Raw genomic sequence first — 12,529 nt, forward strand, 5'->3', positions numbered from 1 at the left:
CCATGACCCAGGCGGACCCCACCACCCCCCGCGAGCGCTACCGCACCCAGGTCCGCGCCGAAGTCATGGAACGCGCGTGGGAACAGATCGCGACCGCCGGCGCCTCCGCCCTCTCCCTCAACGCGATCGCCAAGCAGATGGGCATGAGCGGCCCCGCCCTCTACCGCTACTTCGCCAGCCGCGACGAGCTGATCACCGAACTCGTCCGCGAGGCCTACCGCAGCCTCGCCGACACCCTCGCCGCAGCCGCCACCGAAGGCGCCGACCTGGCCGACCTCGCCCGCGCCCTGCGCAGCTGGGCCCTCGCCGACCCACAGCGCTACCTTCTCGTCTACGGCACCCCGATCCCCGGCTACCAGGCCCCCGAGGACACCACCGCCGTCTCCCAGGAGATCGCCACCACCCTCCTCAACGCCTGCACCGCCGCCCCCGCCACCCCCCTCGGCACCCACCTGGCCACCCACCGCACCTGGGCCGCCGACCACCCCGCCCCACCCGAGGCACTCGCCCTCTTCCTGACCTGCTGGACCCGCCTCCACGGCGTCCTGTCCCTCGAACTCGCCGGCCACTTCAGCGGCATGGGCTTCGACCCCAAGGTGCTCTTCGAGTCCGAACTCGCCACCCTGCTCCCCTGATTCAGATCCGCCGGCTACCCGCCATCGGCCGGGCCCGCTCCAGAAGTGCATCCCGTGATCAAGCAGCAGAACACGGAGCCCGAGGACATCGACCTCGTGGTCCAGATCGGCGACCTCACCGTTCTCACTGAGGGTCAGGGCAAGGGCAGCAGCGAGGACAAGCGCCGCGCCTACAACTGCTGATGTCCAGTGGTGCGGCCCCGCCAAGCCGGGGCCGCACCAGTGATGACCGGATCGTCCGCCTGGCACCTGGGCGGCCGCGGACGACTCGCCGTGACTTGGTGCCACGGAATCGCCGCCGACCCGGTGCGGCTGCACGCGTGGGTGCAGACTGAGGACGGCACACGTGTTGGCGAGCCGGATTCGACGCTCGCCTACGCACCCCTCCTCGTCGTTGGAGTCCGTCATCAGCACCGGAACTGAGCCGATCATCTGGATCCGCGACGGGGTCTGCGGTCTCGGTCCCTACCGGGCCGATCTCGTCGAGACGTATTGGCGGTGGGAGCAGGATCCTGCCGTGCTGGTCGGGTACGGGCGGCAGCAGCCGGAGTCGTTGGAGGCGCGGCTTGAGGGGATGGCTCGGCAACTCCGGGGCGACAACATCCGGTTCACCGTCTACGAGATCGCGGGCGACGCCGCCGTGCCGGTCGGCGTCGCCACGCTGCTGCCGGATCCCGCCGTTCGGACGGCCGAGTACGTGGTGATGCTGGCGCCGGAGGCGCGGGGGCGGGGGCTGGGGACGGCGGCGACCCGGTTGGTGTTGGACTACGCGTTCCACATCACCAGTCTGCGGATGGTGTGGCTTAAGGTGCTGGCCCCCAACAGGGCTGCCGTCCGCGCGTACGAGAAGGCGGGGTTCCGGGCGGTCGGGGCGTTGCGGGAGGCGGGTTACTGGCTCGGGAGGGTCTGTGACGAGATGGTCATGGACGCTCTCGCGGCCGAGTTCGCAGGGCCGTCGGTGGTGACCGGGTAGGCAGGAACACCTACACCAGCAGCAGGGTCTTGCCGAGGGCGGTGCGGGTCTCGATGGCGGTGTGGGCGTCGGCGGCCCGGTCCAGCGGGAAGGTCTGGCCGATGAGCGGGCGGACCCGGCCGGCTGCCGCTTCGGCCATGATCTCGCGGGCCCAGCGGGTGAGGTGGGGGCCGAAGCCGAAGAGTTGGTCGATACCGAGGACCTCCACACCCGCGCGCTGTGCATCCGCCGGGTCGATGGCGGTGGCCGTTCCGCTCGCGGCGCCGTGGACGGAGAAGCGGCCGCCGCGGGCCGTCGCCCCGAAGGCCGCTCGGCCGATGTCGCCGCCGACTCCGTCGAACACCACGTCCGCGCCCGCGCCGCCGGTGAGTGCGCGTACCTGCTCCGTCCAGCCGGGCTCGCGGTAGTCGACGGCGGCGTCGGCGCCCAGTTCGCGTACGGCGTCGAGCTTCCGGGCGCTTCCGGCGGCGCCGATCACCCGGGCGCCCGCGGCCCGGGCGAGTTGGACGAGCAGGCTGCCCACCCCGCCCGCTGCGGCTTCCACCAGGACCCATTCGCCGGGGCGGATCCGGACGTGCTCGGCGAGCCCCTGCGCCGTGCTCCCGTCACTGTGGAGCGCCACCGCTTCGGGCAGGCCCAGGCCCTCCGGCACCGGGAAGAGCGCGGCGGCCGACGCCGACGCCCGCTCGGCGAAACCTCCGGTCTCCCCGGTGCTCGCGATCACCCGCCGGCCCAGCCAGGCCGGGTCCACCCCGGGGCCGACCGCGTCCACCCGGCCGGCGACCAGGCCGCCCGGCACGTACGGCAGCGTCGGCGGCTCGTGCCACGGGTCGGTGCCACGCCTGATCTGCGTCTCGACGAAGGTCATCCCGGCGACGGCCACCTTCACCACGGCCTGCCCCGCCCCGGCCGTCGGATCCGGCACCTCCCCCACGACCAGCTCCTCGGGCCCTCCGAAGCGGTGTACCTGTACGGCGCGCATGCTGCCTGCCCCCTGCCTGTGCGTCAGTGCGAACAGGCTCAGCCTGCAAGGTCAACCCGGGTTGAGGTCAAGCGCGACCGGCCCGGGCGGAGCGGGCAGGTCCTAACAGTTCTCGGTGATCACGTCCTCCAACGTCGACAGGGACACGCGATCCTCCTCGATCTTCTTCTCCAGGATCTCCAGGGTCTGCTTGAGGGCATCGATCTGTGCCTGGTCCGGATGGGCCTGCCCCTGCAGCACGGTGATCTTGGACCTGATCTCCGCCGCGCGGTGCTCGTTCTTCTCGATCTCCTTCTTGAGGTCCTTCGCGGTGCGCTTCATCATCTCGCAACCGGACTCCGTGGGAGCTGGAGAGCTCATGTCCGTACTCCTTCCTCGTGGTGCCCCGCCGTCGGGGGCCGGGACGGCCAGTATCGGAGCCGCCGTCCGCCCGCACAGTGCGGAGTAGTCCGTTCGGCCGGAGCTCAGCCCGCGAGGCGTCGGCGGCGGGCGCGCTGGCGGCAGGTGGCGCCGCAGTAGCGGCCCGGGCGGCCGGTGGGGCGGACGGTGAGTGCAGCCCCGCACTCCTCGCAGTGGACACTCTGATCGTCACGGAATGACCGCTCTTCCGTGACAGGACCGGAGGGATGCAGCCCGTTCAGGGTCAGCTGGACGAGTTTCAGGCCGGCCGGGCGGTCGTGGCGGGCGGTGAGCATGGAGACGCACCCGGCGGTGAGGGCGAGGACGTCCTCGGGGCCGACGTCGGGGCGGACTCCGCCGGCGCGTTGCGCGGCGTGCAGGAGTGCGGTGAGGACCTGGCCGAAGCGCAGCCTGGACGCCGTGAGCAGCGGGCGCGGCCAGCTGGTGTCGGCGGTCACCACGTCGCAGATGTGCCCGCGCCCGCTGGACAGTTCGACCACGTCCAGGAGGAATCCGAAGAAGGCCGCGGTGGGCGGGAACCGGGCGGCCCATCGTTCGCCGGAGGCGATCAGGTCGTCCAGGTGCTGGGTGAACACCGCCTCCAGGAGGGCCTGTTTGCTCGGGAAGTGCCGGTACACGGTGCCGGCACCGACTCCCGCCCGGCGGGCGATGTCGCCGAGCGGGACGTCGAGCCCCTGCTCGGCGATCGCCTGGCCGGCGGCGGCCAGCACCTTGGCCCGGTTGCGGCGGGCGTCGGCCCGGTCGCCGCCGATCGTTGTCACTGCCGTTGTCGTGGTCGCTGTCGTGGTCGCTGTCGTCATGTCACGAAACCCCTTGTGTCTCGACTCAAACGGGTTGCAGTGTTCCAGATACCTCGGGTCGTCCCCCGGAGTGAAAGAGGAGAAACCATGACCATCGACAAGGACACCGCCTGGACCGCCACCACCGTGGCCGTGACCGGCGCCACCGGCAAGCAGGGCGGTGCCACGGCACGCCGGCTGCTGGCCGCCGGCCGGCCGGTGCGCGCACTGGTCCGGGACAGCACCGCGCCCGCCGCCGTGGCGCTCGCGGAGGCCGGCGCGGAGCTGGCCGTCGCGGACTTCGACGCGCCGTCGAGCCTCGAACCCGCGCTGGCCGGCGCCGGCGCCCTGTTCGCCGTGCCGCCGGTCGCCTACGGACCTGCGGGCGGTGACGAGGAGTTGGAGTTCGCCCGCGGCCGTGCCCTGGCCGACGCGGCGGCCGCCGCGGGGATCCGCCAGGTGGTGTTCACCGGCGTCGCCTCGACCTCGGGCGCGGCGTTCGCGGCCCCGGGGAAGCGGCGGATCGAGCGGTACCTGCGCGAGCGGATCCCGCTGGTCACCGTGCTGCGCCCGGTGCGGTTCATGACGAACTACCTCGGGACGGCCGTCGTCGGCCTCGACGGAGTCGGCGACGGCGTCCACCGGCACCTCTTCACGCCGAACGCGCCGCTCCAGATCATCGCGCTGGAGGACATCGCCGAGTTCGCGGCCCTGGCCTTCGAGCAGCCGGACCGGTTCGCCGGACGGACGCTGGAACTGGCCGGCGACGACCCGACCCCGGTCGAGGCGGCGGCCGCCGTCAGCGCCGCGACCGGCATCGCGGTGCGCTACGAGCAGGTCACCCACGACGAGGCGGCCGCGTTGAACCCGGAGTTCGCCGAGGTCCGCCGCCAGTGGGACGCCGGCCACCGCTGGCACGCCGACATCGAGGCGCTGCGGGTCATCCACCCCGGGCTGCGCACCCTGGCGGACTGGCTCGCCGAGGGCGGCGCGGCCGCGCTGCGCGCCCGGCTGCTCGGCGCCCCGTAGAACCGTCCGGCCCCGCACCGGAGGACCCGCGGCTGCACTACGCTCGCCATGGTCAGGGGCAGGATCGAAAAGGGGGTACGGCCATGGCGTACGACACCGGCGCACGGGTGAGGCTGACCAGGGAGGTGCAGGTCACCGCACACGGAACGGCGATCGGGGGCGGCTTCCCCGGGGCGCTGTTCCTGGCCGAGGGGCTGGCCGGCGTCGTCACGGGCGTCGAGCAGGGCGGCGGCGGTGTGGCCCAGGACCGGCTGGCCGGCTTCGACGAGCAGGTCCGCCATATCCCGGGCCTCCCGGCCGGCCTGTTCGAGGACCTCCGTCAGCAGGCCGCCCGGGCGGGAGTCTTCGGCTCCGGAGCCGGCACCCGGACCAGCTACAAGGTGCAGTTCGCGAACGGGTTCGTTCTCGACGGCCTTGAGGAGGACTGGCTGGCCTCGCTCTGACGGTCCCGGCGGTCCCAGCGGTCCCAGCGGCCCTGGAGCGCCTAGAGGTCGGCCAGCGCCTCCGCGGCCGGCTCCGGCTCGGGGGCGAGGACGGCGCGGAGGTCCTTGATGGTGCGGCGCCAATCCTCGTTCTCCTCGCTCTCCTCCCAGAGTTCGGCGAGTTCGGACTCGTCGGCGACTGTCCGGTCGAGGGCCTGCACGGCCAGCGGGCGGAGGTCGGCGGCGAAGGTCGGCAGGGGTTCGTCGGGGCCGTAGCTGGTGGTGACCGGCTCGCCGCCGGGGCACTGGGCGGCGACGAGGGCGGCGGCCGCCACGGCCTGGGCCGCCTCGTAGGAGTCGAGGTAGTCCTCGGCCGCCGTCTCGGCGACGACGGTCAGGACGCCGCGGACCAGGCCCTCCCGCTCCTCCGGGGCCGCCTCGTCCAGCGTGCCGGAGAAGTCCGCGGCGGTGTCGTTGTCGAAGTGGCCGATGTCCCAGGTACCCATGATGATCTCCTTCGGTCGGGTCATGGGGATCATGGCATCGGCCACCGACAATCGCACGCTCAGCCCCCGGCGGCCTCGGTGATGCGGGCCTCCAGGGCGGCGGCCAGGGACTCGACGGCGGCCGGGGTGAAGGCGTGCTCGTTGTAGCGGAGCCAGCAGACCAGGGATCCGTCGGGCTGCTCGGTGGCGGCCAGTTCGGGGACGTGGCGGTCGCCGCCGGGGAGCGGGTAGGGCACGGTGGCGCTGCGCGGGACCTCCCAGGCCGTGCAGGTGAGCCCGGGGAGCTGGGCGGGGGCGTTCCAGGCCTCGTAGCGCAGCCAGGCCGCGAACGGCACCAGCGGGCTGAACTCCGCGAACGGGTACAGCTGGTGGTCCAGCGCCGCCGTGGCCGTGTCGCGGACCCGGGCGAGGAGTTCGGCGAAGCCCGGGGCTCCGGAGGCGTCGACCCGCAGCAGCAGGGACTGCACGAAGCAGCCGACGGCCTGCTCGGCCTCGGGAGTGGTGCGGCCGGGGACCGGGGTCATCAGGACGAGGTCGTCCTGGCCGCTGCGCTCCGCCAGCAGGCCGAGCCAGACGGTGGCGAGGGCCTGGAAGGGCGTGGCCCCGGCCTCGGCGGCCCGCTCGCGCAGGGCGGTGGCCCGGGCGGCGGGGACGGTGAGGCGGTGGGCGGCGCTGAGGACCGTCTCGGTGTCGGCGCGGCCGGGGAAGGGGTGCACGGCCTCGGGCGCGCCGGCGAGCGTGCGGGCGAAGTGGGCGCGGGAGACCGGCCAGTGGGCGTTGGCACGGGTGACCAGTTCACCGAGCGTCGGCATCGGCCGGGGCGGCGGTGCGGGACGGCCGCGGCGCAGTGCCGAGTAGACGACGCCGAGGTCCCGCAGCAGCACGCCGACCGACCAGCCGTCGCCGACGATGTGGTGGACGGCGAGCAGGACGGCGTGGTCCTCGGGCCCGCGGCTGACCACGGCGAGGCCGGTCATCGGGCCCTCGCCGACGTCGGTGAGCCGGTCCCGGGCGGCGACCAGCCGGGCGGACACCTCGTCGTCGCTCTCGCCCGGCGCGTCGACCAGGACGGCGTCGATCTCCGGCTCGGGGTCGACCACGGCGCGTCGGACCCCCGGCGTGGCACCGGGCACCGGCACGAAGCGGGTGCGCAGCGCCGGGTGACGGCGCACCGCCTCGCGCGTGGCCTCGGCCAGCAGTTCGGGGTCCAGCGCCTCGGTGACGCGGAACATGACGGCGACCGCGCCGACGTTGCGGCCCTCGGCCTCGGCCATCCAGCGCAGGAAGTTCTCCTGCTGGGAGGTGAGCGGGATGTCGTGCGGCTGGGCGCGCAGTTCCCGGAGGAACGGGGACAGCTCGGAGTCGGCCAGGGGCAGTTGGCCGTCGGACGACTTCGGGGCGTCGGCGAGCCAGGCGGCCTGGGCGCGCAGCGAGGGGCGTTCGAAGACGAGGGCGGTACTGGCGGTGACGCCGAACTCGGCGGAGACGGCGGCGGCGAGTTGGACGGCGCGGAAGGAGTCGCCGCCGGCGGCGAAGAACTCGTCCTCGACGGCCTGGACGGGCCGGCCGAGGATCCTGCGCCAGACGGCGGCGAGGGCGCGTTCGTGCTCGGTGGCGGGCGGGGTGCCGGGCGTGCCGTCGGCCGGGGCGTCGAAGCGGGTGCGGAGTTCGTGCTTGACGACCTTGCCGCTGGGGTTGCGGGGCAGCCGGTCGGTGACCAGGATGCGGACCGGCAGTTCGGCCCGCCCGAGCCGGGCGGCGAGGAAGAGCCGCAGTTCGTCCAGGTCGAGGCCGTCGGCGGCGGGCACGACGGCGGCCACCGGCACGGCGCCCATGACGGGGTGCGGCAGGCCGAGCGCGGCGGCGTCGGCGACCTGCGGGTGGGCGTGCAGGACGTCCTCGATGCGCAGCGTGGAGACCTTGAGGGCGCCGGACTTGATGACGTCGCTCTCCCGGTCGACCAGGTACAGGTAGCCGTCGGCGTCGAGCCGGCCGAGGTCCCCCATCCGTACCCAGCCGTCCCGGAAGACGGCGGACGAGGCGGCGGCGCCGGCGGTGTAGCCGCGCGGCGGGCCGGGCTGGCGCAGCCACACCTCGCCGACGGCGCCCGGTTCGACGGGGCGGCCGTCCTCGCCGAGCAGCCGCAGGTCGGCGGCGTTGGCGGGGCGTCCGACGGAGCCGGGGCGGCGGGCGTCGACGACGGCGGATATCTGGGCGGGGGACGCCTCGGCGGAGGTGTAGGTGTTGACCAGGGTCGCGGTCGGCAGGGCCTCGCGCAGGGCGGTGGCGACGGGGGCGGGCAGGGCCGCGGCGGAGGAGCTGATCAGCAGGACGCTGCTGAGGTCGTAGCGCTCGGCGGCGCCCGAGTTGAGCAGTTCGACGGCCATCGACGGGACCAGGAAGACGGTGCCGACGCGGTGTTCGGCGACGGCCGCGCCGAACTCCTCGGCGTCGAAGCGCGGCAGGCAGATCGTGGCGGGCGCGGCGACCAGGGCGTTGACCAGGACGACCTGGGCGGCGTTGGTGCCGATCGGGAAGGCGTGCAGGGCGTGCGCGGAGTGGGCGTAGGGACGCGGGCGCGGGTCGAGCCGCTGGCCGGCGGTGAGGCTGGCGTGGGCGGCGTGCACGCCCTTGGGTGCCCCGGTGGTGCCGGAGGTGCCGATGACCTGGGCGAGGTCGCCGGGGCCGGGACGGTGCGGCGGTTCGCCGTCGTCGTCCCCGCCGCCTCTGCCGTCCCTGCCCTTCCTGCCGTCCCCGCCGTCCCCGCCGTCCCCGCCGTCCGTCTCCAGGTCGGCGAGCCGCAGGCAGCGCAGACCGGCGGCGGACGCGCGCGCGTCCCCGTCCGAGCCGGCGACCGCGAGGGCCGCCGCGCTGTCGCCCGCCAGCCGGGCGGTGTCCTCGGCGCTCAGGTCCTCGCGGGCGACGACGGCTGCCGCGCCCGCGTAGTGCGCGGCCAGGAAGGCCACCGCGTAGTCGTCCCAGGCCCGGTTCGTGAAGAGCAGCAGCACCCGCTCCCCCGGCCGGACCCCCGCGCGGGCAAGACCGTGGGCGGCGCGTACCGCCCGCGCGCGCCAGGTCCGGTAGTCGAGCGCCGGGTGTCCGGGGACGAGCAGCGCGGGCCGGTCGGGATGCCGCCGCGCCCGGTCGTCGAGCAGATCGGTCAGGGTGAGCGCGTCAGGCGTCGAAACGGCGTTGGCGGGAACGGCGCTGACGGTGGTTCGGGTGCTGATGTCGACTCCCGGTAGAGGCCAGGACGGGTGGCTGGTCCAGACCGTAGCGGCTCGGCACCGTCGCCCGCCAGAGTCGTCCCACCACTCGCACCGACCAGGCGGGGCCTGCCGGCCGGCAGGCCCCGCGTCAGGCTGAACCGTGCCGACGACCACCCGCGGGGCGGGGATCAGTATCCGACGTACAAGTCCCAGTCCCAGAGCGACTCCTGGCAGCTGTAGACCTTCCACATCTTGGCCTTCTGGCCGTCCCGGCCCACCTTCTGGCACTCGGCGTGGGTCCAGAAGTCGTCGTAGAACACCATCTCGCCCATCACGGCGACCGATCCGGCCTGGGGCACGGGGGCGGCCGTCGCCTGGGCGGGGACGGCGAGGCCCCCGACGAGGAGCGCGGATCCCAGCGTCACGCCGGCGAGGAGCTTGCGGATGCGCATTGGTCAATCCCTTCCGATCGGCGCTCCCGAAAGCCGGTGGCCCGGGCAGCGCGTCACCGAGCCTTCAGTCCGCGCCACCCGTCCGGCAATCCCTCACCCTGTCCGGGACATGTCCCGGACAGCCCCGGGCGGCCCCGGACAGACCGGCCGGACACGACGAGCCGCCTGGGAGCAGGGCCGGGACGGTACCGATCGACCGGCGCCGAGTCCGCCGAACGCCGTGCCACCCAGCCTTGACGGCTCCGCCTTGGCCGGTCCGGACCGGCCAGGGCGGAGCCGCCGCCGACGTCCTCCCCGCGTCGTGCCGGGGGGTGGTCCTCCGGGAGCGGATCGAGCGCCGGTCAGACCACCGCGCCGTTGTGGTCGCGTGCCCGGGCCGCGCCCACCGCGTGCGGCGTCCGGGCGTCCCGGGCCCCCCGGGCGTCCCGGGGCTCCCGCGGCCGGTCCGGGAACCGGCCCTGGAGCAGCACGACCACCGGCATCGCGGTGAACACGGTCGACGCCGTACCCACCAGGACCCCGGCCAGCAGCGCCACCGAGAAGTCGGCGAGCGAGTCGCCGCCGAGGACCGCGAGGGCCACCAGGACGAACAGCGCCCCCATGCCGGTGTTCACCGTCCGCGGGAGGGTCTGCGCCACGGCGCGGTCCGCGAGGTCCGCCCAGCTCGCCTTCGTCCCGGTCCGGCGCAGCTCGCGCAGCCGGTCCAGGACCACCACCGTGTCGTTGACCGAGTACCCGACGATGGTGAGCAACGCGGCGAGGAAGACGCTGTCCACCGGCTTGCCCAGCCAGGCGAAGAGGCCGAGGACGAGCAGCAGGTCCTGCGCCATCGCGATGACCGCGGCGGCCGCGAAGGTCCACCGGAAGCGGATCGTGAGGTAGAGCAGCTGGGCGGCGACCGCGAGCCCGAGCGCGGCCAGTGCGTAGCCGCGCAGCTCGCTGCCGAGGCTCGGCCCGATCAGCTCGTCGCGTTCCACGGACAGCTCGCCGGCGACGCCGGTGAGTGCCTCGCGGATCCGCTGCTGCTGGTCGTCGCCGGTCTCCTTGGTGCGGACGGACACGCCGGTGTCGCCGGTGGTCTGCACCACGGCCTGCGGGAACCCGGCGCCGACCACCGCCGCGCGGGCGGCGTCCGCGTCGACGCGCTGCGCGGCGGTGTACTGCGCCACCCGGCCGCCGGTGAACTCGACGCCGAAGTCCAGACCGCGCCCGCCGATCCCGGCCAGGGCGAGCAGCAGCAGGCCGGCGCAGGCGCCGAGCCAGCGCCGCCGGTGGCGCATCAGCCGGGGCGGACGCCGGTTCAGCCGGGTCCGGAGCCGGCCGACGGTGGCCATGCCGGTCAGGGCGGGCCGCCGGGCGCCGGCCGGCCGTCGCACCGCCCACTCGGCGAGCAGGCGGGTGATCAGCATGGCCGAGAACATCGAGGCCAGCACGCCGATCGAGAGCGTCACCCCGAAGCCCTTGACCGGGCCGGTGGCGAACACGAAGAGCAGCCCGGCGGCGAGCAGCGTCGTCACGTTGGAGTCGGCCACCGCGCTCCACGCCTTCGCGAACCCGACGCGCAGCGGGCGCCGCAGGTCGAGCTCCTTGCCGGCGCGGGCCGCCCGGGGCGCGGTGTACTCCTCCCTGGCCCGTTCGAAGACCAGCACGTTGGCGTCCACCGCCATGCCGATGGCGAGCACGAAGCCGGCCAGTCCGGGCAGGGTGAGGGTCGCGCCGAGCGCGACCACGGCGGCGTACGAGATCAGTCCGTAGAGGGCGAGCGCGACGGTGGCCAGCACCCCGAGCAGGCGGTAGACGGCGATGATGAAGGCCCCGGTGCAGAGCAGGCCGATGACCGCGGCCAGGGCGCTGGCCCGGATCGCCTCGGCGCCGAGGGTGGGGCCGACGGTGCTCTGCTCGATCACCGTCACCGGGACGGGCAGCGCGCCGCCCTTCACCAGGGCCGCGAGGTCGCGGGCCTCGTCGGCGGAGAAGCCGCCGGTGATCTGCGTCGAACCGCCGGTGATGCCCCGGCCGCAGGACACGCTGTCCTGGACGCCGGGGGCGGACAGGACGCGGTCGTCGAGCACGATGGCGACCCGGCGGGCGGGGTCGCCCGGCGCGGCGCACGCCGCCTCCCCGGTGAGCCGGGCCCAGGCGTCGCCGGCCGAGCCGCGGAAGGAGAGGTCGACGCTCCAGCCGAGGCCCATCTGGGTGTCGAGGACGGCCGAGGCGTCCTTGACGCCGTCGCCGGTCAGCACCGGCGGGCCCAGCCGCAGGTGGGCGCCGGGGAGGCCGGGGTCGGCGAGGACCCGGGAGCCGTCCGCAGCGGGGGGCCCGGCCGGGCCGTCGGCCATCGCGGTGACGGGGTGGAAGGTGAGCTGGGCGGTGCGGCCGATGACCCCGGCGGCCTCGCGGGGGTCCTGGACGCCGGGGAGTTCGACGACGATGCGCCGCTCCCCGGCGCGGGCGAGCGAGGGTTCGGCGACGCCGAGGCCGTCGACCCGGCGGCGCAGCACCTCCAGCGCCCGGTCGGTGGAGCCCGCGTCGGCGCGGACGGTGGGCGAGTCCTGGGTCTCCAGGACGATCCGGGTGCCGCCGCGCAGGTCGAGGCCGAGGCGGGGCGGGGTGGTCAGGGTGACGTAGAGCGAGACACCGACGACGGCGAGCGCGACGAGCGCGCGCCAGAACGTGGCACGGCGAGTAGGCATGGGTACTCCACGGGCGGTCCGCGGGAGCCGGGCGTCCGCGGGGGACGCCGCACCCGGGACGGGCGGACGCGAGGAAGCTGCGCACCGCCGGGAACGCTCGGGCCGCGGGCAGGCCGCGGCACCCGGTTCGGCGGGCGCGGTGAAACGTCAGCTGGACCGGGTGGAGGGGGGACCGCGGGTGTGGCGGGGGTCGTAGCGGTCGGACGGCGGCGCCCGCTCCTGGCGCGGCCCGGGGGCGTACCCCCCGGGCCGGGGCCGGGGGGCGTCCGTCCGGGCGGCCGGGAGCGCGGCCGGCGGGAGCACGGGCAGCCGCACGCCCGGCTCGACGGCGGCCGTACGCCGCTGGGCGACGTCGGACCCGTGGTGGTGCGGGGGGGGCCGGGCCCCCACCGCCCGGCGCGCGGTGCGGTCGACCGGCGGGGCGGGCGC

General features: G+C 74.9%; 13 protein-coding genes and 1 pseudogene. 6 read left to right on the plus strand and 8 right to left on the minus strand.

All coding sequences use genetic code 11. From position 1 onward, the window contains the following. The first annotated feature begins 2 nt into the window (after nt 1-2). From ACFU74_RS01440 to ACFU74_RS01455, 4 genes are read left to right on the plus strand one after another with little or no spacing between them, the layout of a single operon-like run. Complete coding sequence (locus ACFU74_RS01440; protein ID WP_380749926.1) at nt 3-635, plus strand: TetR/AcrR family transcriptional regulator; 633 nt, start codon at nt 3-5, stop codon at nt 633-635. Between the two features lie 54 nt (nt 636-689). Continuing rightward, on the plus strand, nt 690-818 hold the full coding sequence (locus tag ACFU74_RS01445; protein WP_380749929.1) for an albusnodin family lasso peptide: 129 nt from the start codon (nt 690-692) through the stop codon (nt 816-818). Nucleotides 819-860: 42 nt separating this feature from the next. Then, complete coding sequence (locus tag ACFU74_RS01450; RefSeq protein WP_380749932.1) at nt 861-1,058, plus strand: lasso peptide biosynthesis B2 protein; 198 nt, start codon at nt 861-863, stop codon at nt 1,056-1,058. Beyond that, complete coding sequence (locus ACFU74_RS01455; RefSeq protein ID WP_380749935.1) at nt 1,030-1,608, plus strand: GNAT family N-acetyltransferase; 579 nt, start codon at nt 1,030-1,032, stop codon at nt 1,606-1,608. The genes ACFU74_RS01450 and ACFU74_RS01455 overlap by 29 nt, the downstream gene beginning before the upstream one ends. A gap of 10 nt (nt 1,609-1,618) precedes the next feature. Here the strand turns inward: ACFU74_RS01455 and ACFU74_RS01460 are convergent, their stop codons facing one another. From ACFU74_RS01460 to ACFU74_RS01470, 3 genes are all read right to left on the minus strand, one after another. Continuing rightward, nucleotides 1,619-2,590 carry a zinc-binding dehydrogenase gene (locus ACFU74_RS01460; RefSeq protein WP_380749938.1) on the minus strand — a complete coding sequence of 324 codons (972 nt, stop codon included), beginning with the start codon at nt 2,588-2,590 and terminating at the stop codon, nt 1,619-1,621. 102 nt (nt 2,591-2,692) lie between these two features. Beyond that, on the minus strand, nt 2,693-2,950 hold the full coding sequence (locus ACFU74_RS01465; RefSeq protein ID WP_380749940.1) for a hypothetical protein: 258 nt from the start codon (nt 2,948-2,950) through the stop codon (nt 2,693-2,695). 104 nt (nt 2,951-3,054) lie between these two features. Next, nucleotides 3,055-3,771 carry a TetR/AcrR family transcriptional regulator gene (locus ACFU74_RS01470; protein ID WP_380749943.1) on the minus strand — a complete coding sequence of 239 codons (717 nt, stop codon included), beginning with the start codon at nt 3,769-3,771 and terminating at the stop codon, nt 3,055-3,057. A gap of 126 nt (nt 3,772-3,897) precedes the next feature. On the opposite strand from ACFU74_RS01470, the gene ACFU74_RS01475 reads away from it, so the two are divergent. Together ACFU74_RS01475 and ACFU74_RS01480 are read left to right on the plus strand one after the other, a co-directional pair. Further along, entirely contained in the window at nt 3,898-4,818 is a 921-nt protein-coding gene (locus tag ACFU74_RS01475; RefSeq protein WP_380749946.1) for an NmrA family NAD(P)-binding protein, read from the plus strand. Between the two features lie 83 nt (nt 4,819-4,901). Beyond that, nucleotides 4,902-5,261, plus strand: coding sequence for a hypothetical protein (locus tag ACFU74_RS01480; RefSeq protein ID WP_380749949.1), 360 nt, complete (start codon nt 4,902-4,904; stop codon nt 5,259-5,261). A 41-nt stretch (nt 5,262-5,302) separates the two neighbouring features. Here the strand turns inward: ACFU74_RS01480 and ACFU74_RS01485 are convergent, their stop codons facing one another. From ACFU74_RS01485 to ACFU74_RS01505, 5 genes and pseudogenes are all read right to left on the minus strand, one after another. Then, nucleotides 5,303-5,746: a DUF4259 domain-containing protein gene (locus ACFU74_RS01485; RefSeq protein ID WP_380749969.1), complete on the minus strand. Its 444-nt coding sequence runs from the start codon at nt 5,744-5,746 to the stop codon at nt 5,303-5,305. A 59-nt stretch (nt 5,747-5,805) separates the two neighbouring features. Then, nucleotides 5,806-8,976, minus strand: coding sequence for an AMP-binding protein (locus tag ACFU74_RS01490; RefSeq protein WP_380749972.1), 3,171 nt, complete (start codon nt 8,974-8,976; stop codon nt 5,806-5,808). Nucleotides 8,977-9,143: 167 nt separating this feature from the next. Beyond that, the gene (locus ACFU74_RS01495; protein WP_380749952.1) at nt 9,144-9,407 is read right to left on the minus strand and encodes a hypothetical protein; all 264 of its coding nucleotides are present in this window, start codon (nt 9,405-9,407) and stop codon (nt 9,144-9,146) included. A 341-nt stretch (nt 9,408-9,748) separates the two neighbouring features. Beyond that, on the minus strand, nt 9,749-12,100 hold the full coding sequence (secD, locus tag ACFU74_RS01500; protein ID WP_380749954.1) for a protein translocase subunit SecD: 2,352 nt from the start codon (nt 12,098-12,100) through the stop codon (nt 9,749-9,751). Nucleotides 12,101-12,247: 147 nt separating this feature from the next. Beyond that, nucleotides 12,248-12,529, minus strand: a pseudogene (locus ACFU74_RS01505) (hypothetical protein); the annotation flags it as partial.

This window comes from Kitasatospora sp. NPDC057500 (assembly GCF_042802195.1).
GTDB lineage: Bacteria > Actinomycetota > Actinomycetes > Streptomycetales > Streptomycetaceae > Kitasatospora.

Excerpts from the sequence above, each read along its gene's own strand:
- ACFU74_RS01475 (WP_380749946.1), top strand. The coding sequence starts at position 3,898 with ATGACCATCGACAAGGACACCGCCTGGACCGCCACCACCGTGGCCGTG.
- ACFU74_RS01460 (WP_380749938.1), bottom strand. The coding sequence starts at position 2,590 with ATGCGCGCCGTACAGGTACACCGCTTCGGAGGGCCCGAGGAGCTGGTC.
- ACFU74_RS01495 (WP_380749952.1), bottom strand. The coding sequence starts at position 9,407 with ATGCGCATCCGCAAGCTCCTCGCCGGCGTGACGCTGGGATCCGCGCTC.
- ACFU74_RS01440 (WP_380749926.1), top strand. The coding sequence starts at position 3 with ATGACCCAGGCGGACCCCACCACCCCCCGCGAGCGCTACCGCACCCAG.
- ACFU74_RS01480 (WP_380749949.1), top strand. The coding sequence starts at position 4,902 with ATGGCGTACGACACCGGCGCACGGGTGAGGCTGACCAGGGAGGTGCAG.
- ACFU74_RS01450 (WP_380749932.1), top strand. The coding sequence starts at position 861 with ATGACCGGATCGTCCGCCTGGCACCTGGGCGGCCGCGGACGACTCGCC.
- secD (WP_380749954.1), bottom strand. The coding sequence starts at position 12,100 with ATGCCTACTCGCCGTGCCACGTTCTGGCGCGCGCTCGTCGCGCTCGCC.
- ACFU74_RS01465 (WP_380749940.1), bottom strand. The coding sequence starts at position 2,950 with ATGAGCTCTCCAGCTCCCACGGAGTCCGGTTGCGAGATGATGAAGCGC.
- ACFU74_RS01485 (WP_380749969.1), bottom strand. The coding sequence starts at position 5,746 with ATGGGTACCTGGGACATCGGCCACTTCGACAACGACACCGCCGCGGAC.